This window comes from Janthinobacterium sp. LPB2021202312-11-4 (assembly GCF_037049705.1).
Classification (GTDB): domain Bacteria; phylum Pseudomonadota; class Gammaproteobacteria; order Pseudomonadales; family Pseudomonadaceae; genus Aquipseudomonas.
The window spans coordinates 1-20,366 of the sequence record NZ_JBAGKV010000011.1; the positions used below are offsets into that span (position 1 = coordinate 1).

Sequence of the window (20,366 nt, forward strand, 5' to 3'; positions counted from 1 at the left end):
GAAAATACGCTGCAACGGCCTCACAAATTTGCACAGTTATTTTCGATTCAGAACACTAGAATAGGCCCACCTTTTTCGGAGCCAGAGCCTTTTATGCCAGATTCGGTTGACGCCCCAGGGCTGTCAGATTTACCGCTGGACGACTTGGTGGCGTGTCATGAGTGCGACCTGCTGATGCGCAAGCCCGAACTCGCCCATGGCGAGAAAGCCCTCTGTCCGCGCTGCGGTTACGAGCTCTACGCCCATCGGCATAACGTCGTCCAGCGCAGCCTCGCCTTGGTGCTCGCCGCACTGTTGTTGTATGTCCCGGCGAACTTTTTACCCATCATGCAGCTCAATCTACTCGGGCAGTCGTCGCAAGACACTGTCTGGACCGGCGTTGTCGGCCTGTTCAACACCGGCATGCAAGGCGTCGCGGTGATTGTGTTCCTCTGCAGCATGGGGATTCCGCTGCTCAAGCTGCTCTGTCAGTTGGCCGTGCTACTGAGCATTCGTTTCAATGTCGGGCGCAGCTACGGTTTGTTGCTCTATCGCATTTACCACCACCTTCGGGACTGGGGGATGCTCGAGGTTTACCTCATGGGCGTGCTGGTAGCGATCGTCAAACTGGCAGATATGGCAGCCATCACCGTGGGTCTTGGCCTGGCGTGCTTCATCAGTTTGTTGTTGGTCCAGGTGTGGTTGGAGGTTGTGATGTCGCCTCACCAGATCTGGCAGGCTTTGTCAGGAGAAGATGCCCATGCGGGCGATTGATGCAGGCATTCTGATTTGTACTGAATGCCATGAGTTGAACAAGCAGGAAGCCGACACCGACGAGCAGGTCTGCACCCGTTGCGGTGCGCTGGTTCACGCCCGTCGTCCGAACAGTTTGATGCGCACCTGGGCATTGCTGATCACCGCCGCGATTCTCTACATCCCCGCCAACGTGCTGCCGATCATGACCGTCAGCTCCCTGGGCAAGGGCGATCCCAGCACCATCATGTCTGGCGTGATCCAACTGGTGCAGCACGGCATGATTCCCATCGCGGCCGTGGTGTTTATCGCCAGTATTCTGGTGCCGACGTTCAAACTCGTCGGCATCGCCCTGCTGTTGTTTTCGGTGCAGCGCCGCCAGCCACTGTCGGCGCGCCAACGCATTGTGATGTACCGCTTCATCGAGTTCATCGGCCGCTGGTCAATGCTGGACATCTTTGTGATTGCCATCCTGGTGGCGGTCGTGAATTTTGGACGGCTTGCCAGCGTCGAAGCCAATCTTGGCGCCATCGCCTTCGCCAGTGTGGTGATTTTGACGATGCTTGCCGCAGTTACTTTCGATCCCCGACTGATTTGGGATAACACGGAGTCGGACGACGACCATGACTGATTTGCCTACAGCGAAAACCCGACCGGCCTCGAACTGGTCAGCTATCTGGGTCCTGCCACTGATCGCCTTGATCATCGGTGGGTGGCTCGGCTGGCGTGCCTACAACGAAACCGGAATAGAGATTCAGGTTCGTTTCGAAAGCGGTGAGGGCATTCAGGCCAACAAGACCGAAGTGGTCTACAAAGGCATGTCGGTGGGTAAGGTGAAGACCCTCAAGCTTGATGACGAAGGCAGCGCCAAAGGCGTCATCGCCACCATCGAGATGAACAAGGACGTGGAGCAATACCTCAAGACCAGCACCCGTTTCTGGCTGGTTAAACCGAGCGTGAGCCTGGCGGGTATCACCGGTCTGGAAACCCTTGTGTCGGGCAATTACGTCGCCGTCAGCCCCGGTGAAGGTGAGCCGACCCGCAAGTTCAAGGCTCTGGCCGAAGAGCCGCCGCTGTCGGACTCCAAACCCGGTCTGCACCTGACCATCAAGGCTGATCGCCTCGGTTCGTTGAATCGCGGTAGCCCGGTGTTTTACAAACAGATCAAGGTTGGCCAGGTCAAAAGCTATCTGCTGTCCGAAGATCAAAGTACGGTCGAACTCAAAGTTTTTATCGAGCCGACCTACGCCAGCCTGGTGCGCAAACACACGCGCTTCTGGAACTCCAGCGGCATCAGCATCGACGCCAACCTCTCCGGCGTGAAAATCCGCAGTGAATCCCTGGCCAGCATCGTCGCCGGCGGTATCGCGTTTGCCACGCCGGAAAATCGCAAGGACAGCCCGCCCACCGATCCAAGTCTGCCGTTCCGTTTGTATGAAGACTTCGACGCGGCGGCTGCCGGTATTCGGGTCAAGGTCAAACTCAGCGATTTCGAAGGCCTGCAGGCTGGCCGCACGCCGGTCATGTACAAAGGCATTCAGGTCGGTAACTTGAAGGCGCTGAAGATCGATCCGGATTTGTCCGGTGCCACCGCAGAGCTGACCCTCGACCCGCTGGCCGAAGATTATCTGGTGACCGGCACCCAGTTCTGGGTGGTCAAACCGTCGATTTCCCTGGCCGGTATCACCGGTCTGGAGGCCTTGGTCAAAGGTAACTACATCGCGATTCGCCCCGGCGACAAGGGCAGTGCGCCGCAACGCGAATTCGTGGCCCGTGCCAAAGCGCCGCCGCTGGACCTGCGTTCGCCGGGACTGCACATGGTGCTGTTCACCGAGAATCTCGGCTCGCTGGAAGTGGGCAGCCCGATTCTCTACAAGCAGGTCAAGGTCGGTTCGGTTCAGAGCTACCAGTTCTCCAAGACCAAAAAACAACTGATCATCGGCGTTCACATCGAGAAAGAATACGAAGGCCTGGTCAACGCTTCATCGCGGTTCTGGAACGCCAGCGGTATCACCCTCAGCGGTGGTTTGACCGGCGGAATCCAGGTCAAGAGCGAGTCGTTGCAAAGCCTGATGGCCGGGGGCATTGCCTTCGAGACACCGGAAGCCAAGGCGCCGCTGCAAAAGAAAATCCCGCGTTTCCGTCTGTTCCCGAGCCATGACGACGCTAACCAGAAAGGCACGGTGGTGACGATCAAGGTCGATCGCGCCGACGGTTTGCGCACCGGCACGCCGGTTCGTTTCAAAGGGCTGGATGTCGGCAAGATCGAGGACGTTGACCTCACGGACGACTTGCAGTCAGTGATGCTCACCGCACGGATTACCGAAGTGCCGGAACGCATTGCACGGGCCGGCAGCCAGTTCTGGGTAGTCAAGCCTGAGCTGGGCTTGATCAAGACCTCGAACCTCGAAACCCTGGTCACCGGTCAGTACATCGAAGTGCAGCCCGCGCCGAAAAACCTCGGGCCGCAGAAGAACTTCGTCGCGTTGGCCAATCCGCCGGAGTCCGCCAAGCAAGAAGCCGGGTTGAGCCTGGTACTGAGCGCGGCGCGTCGGGGTTCGCTGAAAACCGGCGTGCCGGTGACGTACCGTGAAATCACCGTGGGCAAAGTGACGGGTTATGAGCTGGGGCAGACCGCAGACCGCGTATTGGTGCACATCCTGATCGAGCCGAAGTACGCGCCATTGGTGCGTAGCGGCACGCGGTTTTGGAACACCAGTGGTTTTGGTCTGGACTTCGGTTTGTTCAAAGGCGCCACGGTACGGACGGAATCGTTGGAAACGCTGATCCAGGGCGGTATCGCTTTCGCCACGCCGGACGGTGAGCGCATGGGCAACCCGGCCCGACCTGAGCAGACTTTCCCGCTGTTCGACAAGTTCGAAGATGAATGGCTGACCTGGGCGCCGAAGATTCCTCTCGGCAAATAATCTAACGGCGTCTGTGATGACGCCTTCGCGAGCGAGCCCGCTCCCACAGTGGATTTGTGCACGGCGCATAACCCCTGTGGGAGTGGGCTTGCTCACGAAGAGGCCCTCAAAAACACCTTCAATAAAAAAGGCCGCAATCCAATGGATCGCGGCCTTTTTCGTCTCTAGCGGTTCAACTCAAACCGCATCCAGCTCCGGCTCATCCGCTTCAGCCTTCTCCGTTGCCTTCACCTCATCGTGCCGACGAATGTACTTCCAGTCCGCCTCATCAATGTAGATGCCGTTCGGCCCGCTGCCACCTTCCAGGTCAATCGCCACACTGGCGCAGACCTGCGGCTTCACACTCGCCAGGATCGGCACGAAGCCCAGTTGCAGGCTGGTTTCCAACAAGGCTGCCTGGTTCTTCTCATCGATGTCCGCGGCCTCGTCGAGGTAGTACGGCAGGCGCACACGGCCGGCCTGGTCGCGGTCCATCAAGTGCAGCAACAAGTACATGTTGGTCAGCGCTTTGATGGTCATGGTGGTGCCGTTGGACGCCGCGCCGTCGATGTCGGTGTGGATCACCGGTTGGCCGTTGACCTTGGTAATTTCGAACGCCAACTCGAACAAGTCCTTGAGGCCGAGTTGGTTGTGGTTCGCTGCCACCAGACGCGCCAGGTATTCCTTGGCTTCTTCGTTCTTGTTGTCCTGATCGGCGCTTTGGCTCAGATCGAACACGGAGAGGGTTTCGCCTTCTTCGTACTGGCCGGCGCTGTGGATGATCTGGTCGATGTGCTTGAGCGCTTCCTTGTTCGGCGCGAGCACAATGCGGAAGCTCTGCAGGTTGGAGACCTGACGCTTGTTGATCTCGCGGTTGAACAGCGCCAGTTGATGCTCAAGGCTGTCGTAGTCGCTGCGGATGTTGCGCAGGGTCCGGGCGATGTCGGTGACCGCCGCACGGCGCGCCTTGCCCAGGGTCAGGGCTTCGTCGGTACGGTGCGCGTACGCGTTGATCAGCAATTGCAGACGACGCTCCATATCGTCTTCGCTGTCGAACTTGGCCACGCCTTTGAGGCGGACCTGCGCATACAGCGCCTCGATCTGACCGTCGCTGCGCTGCAAACCCTGCCAACTGTCCTGATAGTCGTTGAGCAGCGGCAACAGGTTGTCCATGGAGTCATCGATCGGGTCCATGAATGGCGTGCCGAACGGCATATCGGCCGGCAACAACTGACGGCGACGCAGGGCATCGTCGAGGGTGCGTTGCTTGGCTTCCATGTCACCGATCTGGCGGCCGACCAGTTGCAGCTTGGCCGACAATTGCTGGACGCGCTCGGTGAAGGCATCGCTGGAGCGCTTCAACTCTTCCTGCGCCGCTTCCATCTGTGCCAGTTGCTCAAGCTTGTCGTCTTCCTCGGCGCTCAGGGTTTGCGCGCGACGGAAATCTTCCAGGGCTTTCTGCGCGTCCAGCACTTGCTGGTACAGCGCTTCGGTCTGGGTCTTGCTCGCCGCGCGGTCAGCGACCACGGCAGCCTGGGTTTTCAGTTGCTTGAGTTCTTTTTCCAGACGCTCTTTCTGATCGCGCAACGCGGCACGGTCAGCCAGGGCTTGCAGGGCCGGCGGCTCGATGTGCGAGATGTCGATCGCCAGGCCAGGCACTTCAAAACGCTCGCCCTTGAAGCCATCGAGGATCAGTTCCAGGGATTTGACCCACTGGCCGTCCTCGTCCAGCGTAATGCCGTGCTCACCCAGCGGCAGGCTGAACAGCGCGCTGTTGAATAGGCGCATCAAACGCTCGACGTCCTGTTGCGAGAACTCTTCGCGTAGGCGCGCATAGCTGTTGTTGTCAGCGTGATCGAGTTGCTGCTTCACCGACTTCAGGCGTTTTTCCAGATCCCGCAGACGCTCGTCGAGGTCTTCGGCGCTGAACTGCCGGGACTGGGCCAGCGCACCGGCCAGTTCATCGTGGGCATCCTTGGCGGCCAGCAGTTGTTGCTCAAGGACTTTGACGTCAGTGACCAATGCGAAGCGATGCTTGAGCACCGACAACTCGCCGAGCCAGCGCTGGATGCCGGTGATTTCCCGTTCCAGGCGCATCAACTCCTGAGTGCCGCCGCGTTGATCGTTTTGCAGCGCATCCTGTTCGTGACGGTAGTGCTCGGCCTGAATGGTCAGCTCTTCCTTGCGTGCACTGGCGTAGTCCGACCAGGTGCCGAGCAACGAGTCGAGCAACGGCGAGATGCGATGCAACTTGCCGCGCAGGATGTTGCGCTGGGCAACTCCGGAGGCCAGTGCTTCAACCAACGGGCCGGCGGTGACCAGCGAGTTGTAGTCCTGCTCCATGCGTCGTACATCGCGGAACGCTTCTTCGCACGCCGCGATGTAATCGACACTGCCGGAACGCAGGCTGTGTTCGAAGGCATCGAGGAACAGTTGCTTGAGTTTGGCTGCGGTGATTTCGCGCATGTGCAGCAGGTTGATGAACAGTGCGCGGAAGGTCTTCAGGCTCTGTTCGCTGGTGGAACGCAGCGGGATCAGCGTCAGGTCCAGCGGAATCGAGGTGTGGCCACCGACCAGCAGACGACGCAGTTCATCCGGCTTGAGTTCGTAGGCTTTCAGGCCTTCGCGCTCAAGGTTGGTGAACAGCTCTTTCTGACGCAGGCAGGTGTCGTTTTTCTGGTAATGGGCCAGGTCCAGTTTGCCGGCGTAGGCAAAGAACTGGTGACCGAAACCACCGCCCGGGCCACGACCGACCACGCCGATCACGTGCGGGCCGTGGGGCAGCGAGACTTCCACCAGGATGTAACTGGTGTCCGAGGCAAAGTAGAAACGCCGGGATTGTTCCAAGGTGTACTTGCCGAAACTCATGTCCGACATGCGTGCCAGGATCGGGAACTGCAAGGCGTTGATCGACGCGGATTTACCGAGGTTGTTCGCGCCGTAGACCGACAGCGGCTCTTCCAGCGGAAACAAACCGAGGCTGTAACCGGCGGTGTTCAAAAGGGCGAAGCGGCGAATGCCGTAGCGTTCCTTGCTCATGCGTCGGTCTCCTGTTCTTCGGCGATGGCGCGGGCCATGGCGTCTTCTTCGCTTTCTTCTTCGAAATCACTGAGGTCCAGCGGGTCATCGGTTGCCAGCAGTTTTTCGTCGCTGTCGTCGTCGATCAACACCGGAACCGGCAATGGCAACACGCTGTGCAGACTGGCCGCCAGATCGCGGTCCTGTTGAACCGAGAGGCAAACATCGAGGAACCGGTGCATCGGCGGCAGGAAACGGTAGATGCCGTTTTCTTCGCCGGCGAAACCGAGCTGAGTCATGCGACGCATGATTTTTTCTTCGAGTTCTTCGACGGTCTGCACTTCGGCCTGGATAAACAGGTCGCGGTACTTCTCCAGCAGCGACGGCAATTCATCACGGCCGAGGCTGCCGCCATCCAGTACGGCGACCGGGTCGCGGCCCTGATCGGCCAGGTGCTCGACGAGGATGAAGGTGAACAGCGCCAGACGCTGTGCGGTCTTGTTCACCGCCGCCGCCGCCAGCTCCGGCACGAAGTAATAGAAACCACGGGTGTCGCAGACCAGTTCAAAACCCAGCGCCCGGAACAGCGTGCGGTACTGGTCCTGGAAGTTCGACAGTTGCGCGTACAGCTCCGGATCGCGGCGGCTGACGTGGTAGCCCTTGAACAGCTCGCGAAAGATCGGCGCCAGTTGGGACAGTTCGGATAGATCAAGATGCATGGGGTGTGCTCGCAGAATTCTCGGCAGCGCTGTCGCCGGCCGAGAGCAGGGCGAAGGAGCGCAGGCTGACCTGGTGCTCGTGAGTGTGATAATCGCGGCGTTCCAGACGCTCGCGTTTGAAGCGTTTCTCCCGCGACAGGCGCGAGAACCAATAAAGCAATTCGTCGGTGGCGCCGTCCGGCTCCTGTTCCAGCAGCCAGGTCATCAGGTCCGGCATCGGCAGGGCGTCTTCGCAGCGTTCGAGCATTTCCCGAACCGTGCGTGGCGCGCGCGGGGCTTCGCCTTTCTGGGTTTTGTGAGCCTTGGGGAAACGCGCCGGTTTCGGCTCGAAACGTGCCAGGGCATACACGTAGGCTTCGACTTGGCTGGCACTGCCGAGGAAGGTGCTTTGCGGACGGGTGAACATCGGCATCGCGGCTTGCGGCACCGCATCAATGCCTTTGCGCCGGATCGCCGACAAGGCCAGTGCCGCGCCACGGGTCACGGCGTTGTGGCGGCGGGCCTCTTCACGCAGCGGCAGCAGCAGTTCACGGGCGTGACGCAGGGTCAGTTGGGCGCTGGTCTGCATTTCGAGGATGCGTGCGTGGGTGCGCAGCAGCATGTCGTCATCGACCAAGTGGCCGAGGCGCTGCTGTTCGGTGAGCATGCGCAGCAGAACGTTCTCGACCTTGCGCACGCCTTGTTCGAAGGCGCCGTCGGCGTTGACCAGTTGAATCATTGGCTCGACGTATTCGTCCCAGGTCGCGAGCACTTCGGCGTAACGCTGACGCAGGGGGATTTGCCGGTCGCTGGTCTTCGCGCGTTCGGCGACGGCCACCAGGGCCTGTTCGTCGTTGGCGAGTTTTTTCAAGACATCGCGCACGCGCATGTCGAGCAGGCGCAACTGGCGCGCCAGATCATGGCCGTCGCGGATGTCGAAGGCGTCCTGGATATAACCGGCCAGGCGTTCGAGGTGGCGCAGATAGGCTTCGATTTCCAGGCACAGGCCCAAGCGGTGCTCACGGCGCAGGTAGGCGAGGAAGTCGTGGATCTGCGCGTTGAGCTCGAAGCGGTTCGGGCTTTTCGCCACGGGCACCAGAATGTCGAGGCGGATCCACACGTCCAGCAGGCTGGTGATGTCCTGCGGGGTACTGTCCAGTTGCTGGGCGGCCAACTGTGAACGCAGTTCGTTGAGGCTCAAAGTGCCTTGGTCGAAGTGCTCGCACAGTGGCTCCAGAAGTGCCCAGTGTTCAGCGAGGGCGCGCAAGACGCGCTTGGGTTCGATCATCGGGATGGCCGGCTGGTTGACGATTAAAAGCGGCGATTGTACTGCATCACGCCGGTTGCGATTCACTCTCGGGACGGACAGTCGGCTTTCTAACGATCAAGCGCGGGCGATCTTCGGCGAAGGGCGGTAGAATCAGCGCACTTTTAGTTATCCACAAGTGGCCGACCTTTGCTTATCGAGTCCCGTCGCCGCGCTTATTTGACCGCCATGCAGGTGGTCAACTGGCTGCCGCGCACCGAATTGCCCTTTGCCGCGCCCTCGCGACCCGAATTGCTGGAGATGCCCGAGCCGTTGGTCATCGCCCCGGCGGTGCCGGTTGTTGTGGCTGAGGCGCCCGTGGAACCGGTGATAAAGCCGACTGAGCGGGTGAAGATCGAGGTGCCACGGCCATCGCTGGCCAGCACGCGCACTAACGCGAAAGTCGAAGAAGAGGCGGCGCCGGCCGCCATCAAGGCCCCGGTCGTGCCGCCGCCGCGTTTTGCCCTGCAATTGCTGCGGGCCGGGCGTTGCCTGCTGCTGGTGGAGTTACCCACAGGCGAAACCTTCCAGACCCGCGACCCCGCTTATATGTTGCTCAAGGACATGCTGCGTGCCGCCGGTCTGCCGGACAGCCCGCAGATCATCGGTGAGCCGGTGCGCTGGCCGCTGCTGGTTCGCGGGACCATGGACCAAGGCCCGGAAGCGGCGCGGGATTTCGTGCAAGGTTTTCTCTCGGCTCGCCTGGAAGACGCCCCGTGCGTCTGCCTGTGGCTGATCGGCCTGCCGGCGGTGCGTTTTGCCGGTGAGGCCAACGCCGAATCCTTCAACCGTGAACTCCAGGTCGAAGGCCTGGGCTCGGTCTGGGCCCTGCCGGGTCTGGAATTATTAATGGAAGAGCCACAGCGTAAGGCTGATGTCTGGCAAGCCATGCGTCGGCTGATGGCGCGCTGGAAAGAATCGAATGAGTGACGCTGTATCGTTCCGCCCGATGACCGAGGCGGACCTGGACGCTGTACTGAAAATCGAATACGCAGCCTATAGCCACCCGTGGACTCGCGGGATTTTTCTCGATGGCCTGGGCAAGTACCAGATCTGGCTGATGTTCGAAGGTTCGCAGCAGGTCGGCCACGGCGTGGTGCAGATCATTCTGGATGAAGCGCATCTGCTGAACATCACCGTCAAACCGGAGAATCAGGGCCGTGGCCTGGGTTTGACGTTGCTGGAACATTTGATGTCCCGGGCGTATGACGCCAAGGCGCGGGAGTGTTTTCTGGAAGTGCGCGACAGCAACCGGGGCGCGTTTCGCCTGTATGAGCGTTATGGGTTTAACGAGATTGGCCGGCGCCGGGATTACTACCCGGCGGTGGGCGGGCGCGAAGATGCGGTGGTCATGGCCTGCACCCTGGTCGACTGACCACAACCCCGTAGGAGCTGCCGAAGGCTGCGATCTTTTGATCTTTTGTTGTCGCGATACGAAAAGATCAAAAGATCGCAGCCTTCGGCAGCTCCTACGGGGAAATCCGATCAGTCAGGCTGATCAACGATTACCGTCCATCGGATCGCGTTTCGCCAATTCCGCTTCATCCAGCCCATTACCGCCCCCGATGTCGTCCTCATCGACGATGCTCAAATCCCAATCGGCCTGATTACCTTCGCCCGCCTCGTGGGCATCCCGGGCACCGTCTTCAAGGATCAGGGTTTCCGGGCTCATGTCATCGTCGGTAGACTCGTGATCCTCGGTCGAGGCCCCGGTCATGCCGGCTTCACGTACACGCTCGCGGGGCATCAGCCGTTCGCGCTCGTTTTCCGGCAGCTCGTCACCGATTTTGGCGCTGGGTTCTTCTTCGTCAAAATCCAGCTCATGCAGCGAGCCCATGCGGTCTTCGTTGTCATCGATGGGCTCGGGTTGTACCGCATCGTAGGGACGTCGTGATTCAGTCATGGCAATTCCTCATACTGTGGGCCTTACTAGGGTGGACCCACTGGGCTCCCGAGAATTCCACCGGCATGGAGCGCCGATTGTGTGCACCCGCGGCAATCCGCAGCAAACGCGTGACCCCGACGGGCGGTTGTGTGTCAAAACTGCGCATCATTCTTGAGGCTTCATTGCATGAACGAATTACAAGATCTGATTGATAACAACGAACGCTGGGCTGACGCGATCACCAAAGAAGATCCTGATTTCTTCGCCAAACTGGCCCGCCAGCAAACCCCGGAATATCTGTGGATCGGTTGCTCCGACGCCCGGGTGCCGGCCAACGAGATCGTGGGCATGCTGCCCGGTGATCTGTTTGTACACCGTAACGTGGCCAACGTTGTGCTGCATACCGATCTTAATTGCCTGTCGGTGATTCAGTACGCGGTGGACGTGCTCAAGGTCAAACACATCCTGGTCACCGGTCACTACGGCTGCGGCGGCGTGCGTGCGTCGATGCAGGACCGTCAGTTGGGCCTGATCGATGGCTGGCTGCGCTCGATTCGTGATCTTTATTACGAAAAGCGCGACGAACTGGCCAAGTTGCCCACCGAAGAAGAACAGGTTGATCGCCTCTGTGAGCTCAACGTGATCCAGCAAGTGGCCAACGTCGGGCACACCAGCATTGTGCAAAACGCCTGGCACCGTGGGCAGAGCCTGTCGATCCATGGCTGCATCTACGGCATCAAGGACGGTCGCTGGAAAAGCCTGAACGCCACGATCAGCGGTTTTGAGCAATTGCCGCCGCAGTATCGTTTGCGTCCAGTCGGGGCGTTGTAACGCTCTACGAAAAATGCGCCTTTGCCCGTGAGCCGAAGCTCACGGGCAAAGGCGTTTTTCGTTTCAGAGATGCGGCGCCGCGATGGCCGCCGCCGGTGCCGGGGCTTGCAGTTGTTGCAGCTCGGATTTAACCGGCGGCGTTGCGCATTTGGCCGCCGCGTCGGCCGGCGTCAGGTTGCGGATCGAGGTGTAGAACAGCTCGCAGGTTTTTTCTTTCTGGGTCACTTGCCAGGTCTGGGTGCAGCTTTGCAGCAGGGCCGACGGGTCCGTTCCCGGTTTGCTGCCCATCCCCGCCTGCCAGCAGGCCGCACTCAAATCCTGGCCCATGACTTTCAAACCCGCCGCGTCGGCCAGGGCCTGCGCATCGGGGCCGGTGTAACTGGCCGGGTCGGCGGCGTACCAGATGTAGCTCGGGTGGTTGGAACCCAGCACCGGCACTTTCACCCCCGCACTCGGGCTGATCGTGGCTAGGCCCAACACGTTGACGGTCACCCCATATTGCGCCTTGATCCAGTTCCGCACGGGGGCGCCGAACGCCACCATCGGCAACGCTGCGCCTTTGGCGTTCTGGCTGACTTCCTTGACCATGGTGGTCTGGTAATCCTTGAAGTAGTCGTAGACCCCTTCCAGGTCCTTGCCGGCGCTGGACGGTGCGGCAATCGGTGCGATATCGATGATGGTCTGGTAGGCCGGGGTCTGGGCGGCCGGAATGCCGTTGTCCACCAGCAGCGTGGCCCAACGGTCGGTGGTGGCCGATTCCAGATAGTCCTGGGCCTGGGTCAGGGAGTAATCCGGCGGGAAGTGCAGCAACTCGACACTTTTGCGATTTTCCAGGGCCATGCCCAACGGCAGGAACAGGTACCAGCTATAAGCCCATTTGCCATCGATGTTGAGTTTCTTGGCGCCGTTGTACGCCAGATCCCCGGCATCCAACAAGGCTGCCAGCGGCTTGTCATAACCCTTGGGGACACCAGTGATTTCGGCGTAGAGCTGATGGTTATCGGTTTTGACCCGGACTTTCGCGGCGCTGTAACCGTCGCGCTGTACGCTTTGGGTCAGGTAATGCTCGACGGTTTGCTCCAGCGTCCAGTTGCGAAAGCAGATCACGTTGCAATTGTTGGGGTAAGCGAAGAGTCGGGTCACGCGTTCGGTGCTGCCCAGCTTCAAATCGACATCGGCGTGGGCGGCGGCACTCAGGGTGAGGGCGGCGAGGGTGAGTCCTGCGAGTTTGAACATGCTCAGATCCTTTTCAGCGTTGGCCCTCGTAGGCGGGGCGGCTCCATACTGAAACCAGATGTGTCGGGCGGTCCAGTGTCGAGGCGAAAAAAATCGCAGCCGATGACTGCGATTTTTTATCTGGAATCAATCAACCCGAAAAATGCAGCGCGTTGGTCAAATCCCCCATCGGCTTCTGGCCCCGGGCGATCATCGCGTCGTCGCGCATTTTGATCCCGTCGAGGGTTTCCAGCGCAAAGGTGCGGGTGATCAAGCGCAGGATCGACGCGGTGTCGTACACCGTGTGATCCACCGTGCCCTTGCGTGAGAACGGTGAAATCACCAGCGCCGGGATACGTGTCCCCGGGCCCCAGCGATCGCCCTTCGGCGGAGCAATGTGGTCCCACCAGCCGCCGTTTTCATCGACGGTGATCACCACCACCATGTTTTTCCACTGCGGACTCTGTTGCAGCACTTTCAGCGCCCGGACGATATGCCGGTCACCCGAGGCGACATCGGCGTAACCGGCGTGCATGTTCAGGTTGCCCTGGGGTTTGTAGAACGCCACCGCCGGCAGCTTGCCGGCCTCGGCATCGGCCAGGAACTTGTTGGTGCTCGATTCATCGCCCAAACCGCCATCACGCAGACGCTTGGCACGTTCGGCCGGGTTTTCCGGGCCTTGTTGCTTGAAGTAGTTGAACGGCTGATGGTGGTACTGGAAATTCGGGATTTTCGGAATGTTGCCCGAGTCCTTGTACTCATCGATCGTGGCTTGCCACGCACCGCCGTACCACGCCCAATCGACGTTCTTTTTCGAGAGCTTGTCGCCGATATGCTCGTGGGTTTGCGGCACCAGCACGCTGGGCAATGGCTTGGCGTAGTCCGGGCGCTCGGGGTCGCGAATCCAGGTCGGCCAATACGGCGGCGCCATGGTGTTCACTGCATAGCCATCGGGGGTCAGCAAGCTTGGGCCGAACTGCGGCGGGCCGGTCATGGCGCTGGCGGGGGAGGCGTCCAGCGGCTTGAGGCGGTTGTCGGTCGGGTCATCGCTTTGCAGCGTGGCGATGTTGGGCTTGGCGATCGAGTTGGCGGCGTCCGGGTAGAACGGCACCTGGGCGCTGATCAGGTATTGATGGTTGAGGTACGAACCACCGAAAGCCCCCTGGAAGAAGTTGTCGCACAGCACAAACTCTTTGGCGACGTCCCACAAACGCAGGGAATAACGGGTCTGGGCGTAATGGCCCATGGTCAGGCCACCGGAGTCGGCCCAGGCGACAAAACGATCATTCTTGCCGCCGTTGATTTGCATCTGGTTCTGATAGAACACATGCCACAAGTCGCGGGTCACCAGGCTCAGCGGCAAGTCTTCACCTTGCGGGCCTTTGAGGGCGAAGGGGGCGTTGGGCAGGTGTTCCTGGAACTGCGTGCCGGCGGGGTAAATCACGCCATCGAGGGTTTGCGGGCCGACCTGATTGAGGCCGCCCCACACCGGTGGCAGGCCTGGCAGAACGCTGCCGTCGCGATCCTGTTGTGCGCCGTCTTCCGGTTTCAGCGCGGACAGTGGTTTTTCCACGCCGGGGAAGTCGGCAAACAGATTGTTGAAACTGCGGTTTTCGCCGTAGATCACCACGACGTTTTTCACGTTTTCGCGCAGGGCCTTATCCAGCTCGGTGGGCGTCAGCGGGCGCTCGACCGGTTTGCCCGGCTCATCGCTTTGATTGCCGCAGGCACTCAGCGTTGCCCCGACACCCAGTACGGCAACACCGCCCAGGAAGCGACGGCGGCTGGTATCGGTGGGTTGATCGGACTCAGGGGAGGGAAGGTCGTTTCCGTCTATTTCGTCGGTCATTCCAATTCCTTTTCACGAATTTGTTGCAATGTGTTTCGGCGGGACGCTAGCAGCGAGATGTGACGGGGAGGTTACACCAGAGCTTCGGTTGGCTGACACCCATGAGGCATTGCGGTTGCCAGCACTCATCCCGTTAAAGGTGCGCGGTGTTTACCATCCTCAGGCACTGCTAGACTGGCGCGACACAGAACCGGTAAAGGTGAACGATGAAACCCTCCACCGCCCTCGATCTACAACGTGTTGCCGTCCGTGAAGTCGTCGGTCGATATCGCACGTCCAATCCCCGTGTGTTTGGTTCTGCGTTGCTCGGGACGGATAAAGAGGGGAGTGACCTTGATCTGCTGGTCGATGCGCTGCCGGGCGCCACGCTTTTCGATCTTGGCGGACTTCAGGTTGAGCTTGAGGATCTGCTCGGCGTGACCGTCGACTTGCTGACACCTGGCGATCTTCCAGTGAAGTTTCGCCAGCAGGTGCTTGAACAGGCGCGCCCCGTATGACCGAAAACCGTCTCGGCGACTACCTTGACCATATGCGCCAGGCAGCAACCGATGCGCTGATTTTTGTCGAAGGTCTGAGTAAAGAAGAGTTTGTCGACGACAAGCGTACGCAGCAAGCCGTCATCATGAGCCTCATTATTATTGGTGAGGCGGCGACCAAGATCATGGATCGCTTCCCTGAGTTCTCCACACAGAACACCCAAGTGCCGTGGCGCAATATGCGCGGTATGCGCAATCGCATTGCGCACGGCTACTTCGATATCAATCTTGATGTGGTGTGGGAGACGGTTCAGGCCGCGTTGCCTGAACTGTTGAAGGTGTTACCAACGGATCAAACCTGACTGCACCCCCTCACTCGAGCAGGTGCAGTCGATCCCTTTACGGCATCACTGGCGCCGTATACACCAGCGTCGTCCCCAGCGCCCACAGCAGAAACAGCACCAGCGGCGTGTGCACCAGCAACTGCACGAACGAAAACCCGATCAAATCCCGCGCCTTCAACCCCAGCACGCCCAGCAGCGGCAGCATGTAGAACGGGTTGATCAGGTTCGGCAGGGCCTCGGCGGCGTTGTAGATCTGCACGGCCCAGCCCAGGTGGTAGTTCAGGTCAGTGGCCACTTGCATTACGTAGGGCGCTTCGATGATCCATTTGCCGCCGCCGGACGGGATGAAGAAGCCGAGAATCGCCGAGTACACGCCCATCAACAACGCGTAGGTGTCGTGGGACGCGATCTGTACGAAAAAGGTCGAGATGTGGTGGGCCAACGTCTGGGCGTCGGTGCCTTTGACGGTGGTCATCAGCGCCGCAATCGAGCCGTACAGCGGGAACTGGATCAGCACGCCGGTGGTGGTCGGCACCGCCCGGGACACGGCATCGAGGAAGCTGCGCGGGCGCCAGTGCAGCAGGGCGCCGAGCATCAGGAACAGGAAGTTGTAGGTGTTCAGGCCGGAGATCGCGCTGATCGCCGGTTTGGTCGAGAACTCATGGAACAGCCAACCGCCCGCCAGCAGCACCAGCAGAATCGTCAGCAACGGACTGTGCTCCAGCCATTCGCCGGGACGGGTGCGCGGTTGCAGCGGCGGCAGGTTGAAACTCGGGTCGATGCCGCAGGCCTTGGCGTCACGGGCGGAATTCGGGCCGGGCGCGGTGGCGTAGGCAATGATCAGCGAAACTACGATCAGCGCCAGCAACAGCACGCCGGATTGCCAGAGAAAGATCGTTTGAGTGAATGGAATGACGCCGGTAATCGACAGAATCGATGGCGGCAGGCTGGCCGGGTTGGCCTGCAATTGCGCGGCGGACGACGACAACCCCAGCGCCCACACCGCGCCAAGCCCCAGATACGCGGCGGCACCGGCGGCGCGGTAATCCATTTTCAGATCAGTGCGGCGGGCGAGGGCGCGCACCAGCAAACCACCGAACACCAGGGACAGCCCCCAGTTGAGCAACGATGCGACCATGGAAATCAACGCGACCCAGGCCACGGCGGAGCGGCCGTTTTTCGGGATACGGGCCAAACGGTCGATCAGCTTCACCGCTGGCGGCGAACTGGCCACTACGTAGCCGCCGATCACCACAAACGCCATCTGCATGGTGAACGGAATCAAACTCCAGAATCCGTCACCAAACGCCATCGCGGCGTCGGTGGGTTTGGCGCCCATGGCCATCGTCGCCACGGCAACGATGATCACCGCCAGCGCGGCAAACACCCAGGAGTCGGGGAACCAGCGTTCGGCAAAACTTGAGCAGCGCAGGGCAAAGCGGGCATAGCGGCTATCGTCGATATCAGCGGCCACGGGAGTACCTCGGATTTTTATGATTATTGTGTTGTGCCGGGCCGCAAAGGCCCGTCCGGTCAGGTGCCAACAGTAAATCAATCCGCCCGTTTCTGTGGCGCTGTTTTGTGGGTATGGGACTTTGGTCTAACAGGTGGCCCGCCCCCGCATTTGCGTTTCAGCGTGTCTCGGTGACCTTCTTCAAGAATCGCGGCTGATCCGGATTACGTCCCCGCGCCACTGCCAGTTGCGCAGCAAGCAGGTAAAACCCCTGAATCATGGTGAAGGGTTCCAGCAGCGGGTCATCGGTCGGCACACTCGGCAACAAATCCTCGCAAGGCGTGCCCCGTGGCGCGACCACCAGCACATTGGCACCCCGGGTGCGCATGTCTTGGGCAAAGGCCAACGTGCCTGCCTGCTCCGGCCCTGACGGGGCGAAGACCAGCACTGGATAACCTTCTTCGATGATTTCCATCGGCCCGTGGCGCACTTCGGCGCTGGAAAAGGCTTCGGCCTGAATACCCGATGTTTCCTTGAGCTTGAGCGCCGCTTCCTGGGCGATCGGCAGGGCGGCGCCGCGACCGATGACGATCATCTTGTCAGCGTTGGCCAACACGCTTAGCGCCAGCGACCAATCTTCCTGAGCAGCCGCATCCATCTGTGCTGGCAAGCGCTGGATCGCTGAGGTCAAACCGTCGTTGATGCCCAGATCATCCGCCAGTCGCGCAACGATCTGCGCGCCAGCCATCAGCATCGCCACGTAACTCTTGGTCGCCGCAACGCTTTGCTCAAGCCCGGCGGGCAAGAGGATTTCGCTGTCGGTGACCTCGGCCAGCGGCGAGCGAGCGGTGTTGACCAGCGCTGCGCTGCGGGCGCCAAGCCCTTTGAGGTAGCGCACGCTGTCGATCAGGTCCGGGCTTTTACCCGATTGCGAGAGCGCCGCCACCCAGCAGTTTTTCAGGCGCAGCGGCGGTTGTTGCAGGCTGACCAGAGACAGGGGGATCGACAGGCTCGGCACGCCGATCCGGCTCATCATCGCGTAACTGAAATACGCTGCAGCGTGGTCGGAGCTGCCGCGGGCCACAGTGATCATCAGCTCGGGCAGGTCATCGGCCAGTTGCCGGGCCAGCGTGCGCACCGCGGCGTCATCATCGAGCATGTGTTGCACAATCCGGGGGATGGACAGGGTTTCACTCAACATCAAAGACATCACTAGAGTCCTGTAAGGCGTTAGCCGCGCGGGCTGTCGCACGCGCAAAGAATGTCGCCGGCGGCGATCAGTTGTTCGGCAATGGCATCCAGCCCGGCGGCCTCCATGGCCATGCTCAGCGCGCCCCAGAGTGGCGCGTCATGGGTGAAACGGGCGGAAACGATTTGCGGCGGGAACGGCACCACCCGGGCAATCAATTGTTCGATGAGCGGGGCGAGGGTCGAGGCCTGGCGAAACATCCCGCCGCCGATGGCGATGCGTCCTACGTCCAGCGCCACTGCCAGATTGGCCACCTGCACTGCACACGCCGCAATCCGCTGTTCCAGTGCCTGGCGCACAGCGGTGTCGGCGCTGGAAAACAGATCCAGCGCCTGATGCCCTTTCCCGAGCATCTCCTCGGCCAGTTGACGCAAGGCATTACCGGAAAACAGCTCCTCCAGCGGCGCCGCGCCGTCCGCAAACGTGCGCCAATCCTGCGATCGCGTCGGGTCGAGAAACGGCGACAGCAGGTAGCCGATTTCCATCGCCGCGCCGTTCTGGCCGCGTAACAACTTGCCGTTGGCTATCGCGGCGGCCGCCAGCCCGGTGCCCAGGTTCAGGTAGATCGCATTGTCGATCCCGACCAGCGAACCCCAACGTGCTTCGGCCAGGGCGCCGGCCTTGACGTCGTTGTCGAGCATCACCGCTTCAGTGCCCAGGCCTTCGGCGAGCAAACTGCGCAGATCCAGTTCTTCGAAGCCCGGTGTGTTCGGCGCCATCAACAACGTCGAGCCACGCACTACGCCGGGAAACACTGCCGCCACGGCCAGCAGCGACCGGTCGCCAAATTCGGCGATGGATGCCCGGGCGGCGATCAGAATCCGTTCCAGTGCCGGCCTGCCGAACAACCCCGGCGCGTGGGTGGCGAGAATCTGCGTCGTCAGCCGAGCGCTTGCCGTGTCGTAGCAAGCGACCTGCGTCTTGGTGCCACCCACATCAATCGCCAGCAACAGGCCTTGGCGTGGAATATTGGCTTCGAATGGTTCGTGCATCGCATTCATCACTTATTAAAAGGCCACAGCTTCTGGACCTTGGCCCAGATCAAAAATGCCACGCCACCGGCAGCCACCCAGACCAGCGACCACTGGATCGGGTAGGCACCCGGGGCGTTATGGTTGGAGGCCATGTAAATGTAGATCCAGCCGAGCAACGCAATTACCGCCGGCACCGGGTACAGCCACATTTTGTACGGACGGGCCAGGTGCGGTTTGGTCTTGCGCAGCACGAACAACGAGATCACCTGCGCCACCGACTGCACCAGGATCATCACCGTGGTCAGCAGTTGAATCAGCGTGGTCAGGTCGGTCAGGCGACCGATCATGAAACCCGCCGAGGTCAGCACGCCCATGCTCAAGATGCCGTAGGTCGGGAACTGGTGCTTGGGGTGGGTTTTGCTGAAGGCGCTGAAGAACACCTTGTCGTTGGCGGCTTCGAACGGTACTCGCGAGCCGCCCAGCAGGCCGGCAAATACCGAGGCGACGGCGGTAATCAGGATCAGCACGGTGACGATGCCGGCAGCGGTGTTGCCCCAGGTTTCGCTGAGTACCACCGACGCCACTGACTTGTACGCCGCCGATTCCGGGTCGAGCATGCGATGCCAGTCCACCACGCCCAGTACGCCGACTTGCATCAACAGATAAACCGCGAGGATGCCGAAGATCGACAGGATGATCGACTTGGGAATCACCTTGCCCGGCTGCTCGACTTCACCGGCCAGATAGGCCGACGTGTTGTAGCCCAGGTAGTCGTAGATGCCGATGGTCAAGCCGCCGGCCAGACCGAACCAGAAGCTGCTGTCGCCGAGATTGAATGCGCCATCGGGGAAGCTGAACGCCAGGTCGGCGTGGAAGTTGGAGAGGGCGGCGAGGATCAGCGCACCGATGCTCACCAGCATCACCACCCAGAGCACGATGCTCAATTTGGCAATGGACTCGATCTTGCGCCACAGCATGGCGATGATTCCCCAGATCAGCGCCAGGCCGATCAGGTTGCCGGCGGTCTGGCTCATGTCCGGCCAGAACCACGTCAGGTACTGCACGAAACCAATGATGCCGGTGGACATGATCAGCGGGATAAACAGCATCGCCGTCCACACGAACAAGAATGGCAACAGCTTGCCGGTGCGTTTGCCGAAGGCTTCACGAAGGTAAACATAAGTGCCGCCGGCGCCCGGCAGCGAGGCCCCGAGTTCGGCCCAGACCAGGCCGTCGCACAAGGCCAGCAGCGCGCCGAGAATCCAGCCCAGATAGGCCTGCGGTCCGCCCATGATCACGATCATCGTCGGGATGGTGATGAACGGACCGACGCCGCACATCTGACTCATGTTCAGCGCGGTGGCGGGAAACAGTCCGATTTTGCGGCGGATACCGGCAGTGCTCTGTCCGGCAGGTAGCGATTTGCTCAT

General features: G+C 60.7%; 18 protein-coding genes. 8 read left to right on the forward strand and 10 right to left on the reverse strand.

Annotated features, from left to right (window positions below):
• Window positions 1-93: 93 nt before the first annotated feature.
• The 3 genes from V5E99_RS13635 to V5E99_RS13645 are packed head-to-tail and all read left to right on the forward strand — an operon-like array spanning window position 94 to window position 3,659.
• Complete coding sequence (locus V5E99_RS13635) at window positions 94-753, forward strand: paraquat-inducible protein A (RefSeq protein ID WP_499802896.1); 660 nt, start codon at window positions 94-96, stop codon at window positions 751-753.
• Complete coding sequence (locus V5E99_RS13640) at window positions 740-1,363, forward strand: paraquat-inducible protein A (protein WP_201206727.1); 624 nt, start codon at window positions 740-742, stop codon at window positions 1,361-1,363. The genes V5E99_RS13635 and V5E99_RS13640 overlap by 14 nt, the downstream gene beginning before the upstream one ends.
• On the forward strand, window positions 1,356-3,659 hold the full coding sequence (locus tag V5E99_RS13645) for a PqiB family protein (protein WP_499802897.1): 2,304 nt from the start codon (window positions 1,356-1,358) through the stop codon (window positions 3,657-3,659). The genes V5E99_RS13640 and V5E99_RS13645 overlap by 8 nt, the downstream gene beginning before the upstream one ends.
• A gap of 177 nt (window positions 3,660-3,836) precedes the next feature.
• On the opposite strand, the gene mksF is transcribed toward V5E99_RS13645, so the two are convergent.
• The 3 genes from mksF to mksB are packed head-to-tail and all read right to left on the reverse strand — an operon-like array spanning window position 3,837 to window position 8,642.
• Window positions 3,837-6,677 carry an Mks condensin complex protein MksF gene (gene mksF, locus V5E99_RS13650; RefSeq protein WP_499802898.1) on the reverse strand — a complete coding sequence of 947 codons (2,841 nt, stop codon included), beginning with the start codon at window positions 6,675-6,677 and terminating at the stop codon, window positions 3,837-3,839.
• Window positions 6,674-7,375, reverse strand: a complete 702-nt coding sequence (gene mksE, locus V5E99_RS13655) for an Mks condensin complex protein MksE (RefSeq protein ID WP_499802899.1) — start codon at window positions 7,373-7,375, stop codon at window positions 6,674-6,676. The genes mksF and mksE overlap by 4 nt, the downstream gene beginning before the upstream one ends.
• Window positions 7,365-8,642: an Mks condensin complex protein MksB gene (gene mksB / locus V5E99_RS13660; protein ID WP_499802900.1), complete on the reverse strand. Its 1,278-nt coding sequence runs from the start codon at window positions 8,640-8,642 to the stop codon at window positions 7,365-7,367. The genes mksE and mksB overlap by 11 nt, the downstream gene beginning before the upstream one ends.
• A gap of 168 nt (window positions 8,643-8,810) precedes the next feature.
• Here mksB and V5E99_RS13665 point away from each other — a divergent pair, with 168 nt between their 5' ends.
• Window positions 8,811-9,590, forward strand: coding sequence for a hypothetical protein (locus V5E99_RS13665; RefSeq protein ID WP_499802901.1), 780 nt, complete (start codon window positions 8,811-8,813; stop codon window positions 9,588-9,590).
• Complete coding sequence (rimI, locus tag V5E99_RS13670) at window positions 9,583-10,035, forward strand: ribosomal protein S18-alanine N-acetyltransferase (RefSeq protein WP_054045745.1); 453 nt, start codon at window positions 9,583-9,585, stop codon at window positions 10,033-10,035. The genes V5E99_RS13665 and rimI overlap by 8 nt, the downstream gene beginning before the upstream one ends.
• A gap of 123 nt (window positions 10,036-10,158) precedes the next feature.
• On the opposite strand, the gene V5E99_RS13675 is transcribed toward rimI, so the two are convergent.
• Entirely contained in the window at window positions 10,159-10,563 is a 405-nt protein-coding gene (locus V5E99_RS13675; protein WP_499802902.1) for a hypothetical protein, read from the reverse strand.
• Between the two features lie 168 nt (window positions 10,564-10,731).
• Here V5E99_RS13675 and can point away from each other — a divergent pair, with 168 nt between their 5' ends.
• A complete protein-coding gene (gene can / locus V5E99_RS13680) occupies window positions 10,732-11,376 on the forward strand; it encodes a carbonate dehydratase (RefSeq protein ID WP_499802903.1) in 645 nt (214 codons plus the stop codon).
• A 63-nt stretch (window positions 11,377-11,439) separates the two neighbouring features.
• On the opposite strand, the gene V5E99_RS13685 is transcribed toward can, so the two are convergent.
• Window positions 11,440-12,612, reverse strand: a complete 1,173-nt coding sequence (locus tag V5E99_RS13685; RefSeq protein WP_499802904.1) for a hypothetical protein — start codon at window positions 12,610-12,612, stop codon at window positions 11,440-11,442.
• 130 nt (window positions 12,613-12,742) lie between these two features.
• The gene (locus tag V5E99_RS13690) at window positions 12,743-14,440 is read right to left on the reverse strand and encodes an acid phosphatase (protein ID WP_499802905.1); all 1,698 of its coding nucleotides are present in this window, start codon (window positions 14,438-14,440) and stop codon (window positions 12,743-12,745) included.
• 206 nt (window positions 14,441-14,646) lie between these two features.
• Here V5E99_RS13690 and V5E99_RS13695 point away from each other — a divergent pair, with 206 nt between their 5' ends.
• Both V5E99_RS13695 and V5E99_RS13700 read left to right on the forward strand, forming a co-directional pair.
• On the forward strand, window positions 14,647-14,937 hold the full coding sequence (locus tag V5E99_RS13695; RefSeq protein ID WP_499802906.1) for a nucleotidyltransferase family protein: 291 nt from the start codon (window positions 14,647-14,649) through the stop codon (window positions 14,935-14,937).
• The gene (locus tag V5E99_RS13700) at window positions 14,934-15,278 is read left to right on the forward strand and encodes a HepT-like ribonuclease domain-containing protein (protein ID WP_499802907.1); all 345 of its coding nucleotides are present in this window, start codon (window positions 14,934-14,936) and stop codon (window positions 15,276-15,278) included. The genes V5E99_RS13695 and V5E99_RS13700 overlap by 4 nt, the downstream gene beginning before the upstream one ends.
• A gap of 37 nt (window positions 15,279-15,315) precedes the next feature.
• Here the strand turns inward: V5E99_RS13700 and V5E99_RS13705 are convergent, their stop codons facing one another.
• The 4 genes from V5E99_RS13705 to V5E99_RS13720 all read right to left on the reverse strand — a co-directional run bounded on the left by V5E99_RS13705 (window position 15,316) and on the right by V5E99_RS13720 (window position 20,366).
• Entirely contained in the window at window positions 15,316-16,734 is a 1,419-nt protein-coding gene (locus V5E99_RS13705; RefSeq protein WP_499802908.1) for a short-chain fatty acid transporter, read from the reverse strand.
• Between the two features lie 157 nt (window positions 16,735-16,891).
• On the reverse strand, window positions 16,892-17,914 hold the full coding sequence (locus tag V5E99_RS13710) for an SIS domain-containing protein (protein ID WP_499803040.1): 1,023 nt from the start codon (window positions 17,912-17,914) through the stop codon (window positions 16,892-16,894).
• A 29-nt stretch (window positions 17,915-17,943) separates the two neighbouring features.
• Window positions 17,944-18,954, reverse strand: coding sequence for an ROK family protein (locus V5E99_RS13715; RefSeq protein ID WP_499802909.1), 1,011 nt, complete (start codon window positions 18,952-18,954; stop codon window positions 17,944-17,946).
• 8 nt (window positions 18,955-18,962) lie between these two features.
• A complete protein-coding gene (locus V5E99_RS13720) occupies window positions 18,963-20,366 on the reverse strand; it encodes an APC family permease (protein ID WP_499802910.1) in 1,404 nt (467 codons plus the stop codon).

What these genes read in the sequence shown, in the direction of transcription:
- V5E99_RS13635 (WP_499802896.1), top strand. Translation starts at nt 94, where the DNA reads ATGCCAGATTCGGTTGACGCCCCAGGGCTGTCAGATTTACCGCTGGAC.
- V5E99_RS13720 (WP_499802910.1), bottom strand. Translation starts at nt 20,366, where the DNA reads ATGAGCAAATCGCTACCTGCCGGACAGAGCACTGCCGGTATCCGCCGC.
- mksE (WP_499802899.1), bottom strand. Translation starts at nt 7,375, where the DNA reads ATGCATCTTGATCTATCCGAACTGTCCCAACTGGCGCCGATCTTTCGC.
- V5E99_RS13640 (WP_201206727.1), top strand. Translation starts at nt 740, where the DNA reads ATGCGGGCGATTGATGCAGGCATTCTGATTTGTACTGAATGCCATGAG.
- V5E99_RS13690 (WP_499802905.1), bottom strand. Translation starts at nt 14,440, where the DNA reads ATGACCGACGAAATAGACGGAAACGACCTTCCCTCCCCTGAGTCCGAT.
- mksF (WP_499802898.1), bottom strand. Translation starts at nt 6,677, where the DNA reads ATGAGCAAGGAACGCTACGGCATTCGCCGCTTCGCCCTTTTGAACACC.
- V5E99_RS13710 (WP_499803040.1), bottom strand. Translation starts at nt 17,914, where the DNA reads ATGTTGAGTGAAACCCTGTCCATCCCCCGGATTGTGCAACACATGCTC.
- mksB (WP_499802900.1), bottom strand. Translation starts at nt 8,642, where the DNA reads ATGATCGAACCCAAGCGCGTCTTGCGCGCCCTCGCTGAACACTGGGCA.
- V5E99_RS13695 (WP_499802906.1), top strand. Translation starts at nt 14,647, where the DNA reads ATGAAACCCTCCACCGCCCTCGATCTACAACGTGTTGCCGTCCGTGAA.
- V5E99_RS13700 (WP_499802907.1), top strand. Translation starts at nt 14,934, where the DNA reads ATGACCGAAAACCGTCTCGGCGACTACCTTGACCATATGCGCCAGGCA.
- V5E99_RS13675 (WP_499802902.1), bottom strand. Translation starts at nt 10,563, where the DNA reads ATGACTGAATCACGACGTCCCTACGATGCGGTACAACCCGAGCCCATC.
- can (WP_499802903.1), top strand. Translation starts at nt 10,732, where the DNA reads ATGAACGAATTACAAGATCTGATTGATAACAACGAACGCTGGGCTGAC.
- V5E99_RS13685 (WP_499802904.1), bottom strand. Translation starts at nt 12,612, where the DNA reads ATGTTCAAACTCGCAGGACTCACCCTCGCCGCCCTCACCCTGAGTGCC.
- V5E99_RS13715 (WP_499802909.1), bottom strand. Translation starts at nt 18,954, where the DNA reads ATGCACGAACCATTCGAAGCCAATATTCCACGCCAAGGCCTGTTGCTG.
- rimI (WP_054045745.1), top strand. Translation starts at nt 9,583, where the DNA reads ATGAGTGACGCTGTATCGTTCCGCCCGATGACCGAGGCGGACCTGGAC.
- V5E99_RS13645 (WP_499802897.1), top strand. Translation starts at nt 1,356, where the DNA reads ATGACTGATTTGCCTACAGCGAAAACCCGACCGGCCTCGAACTGGTCA.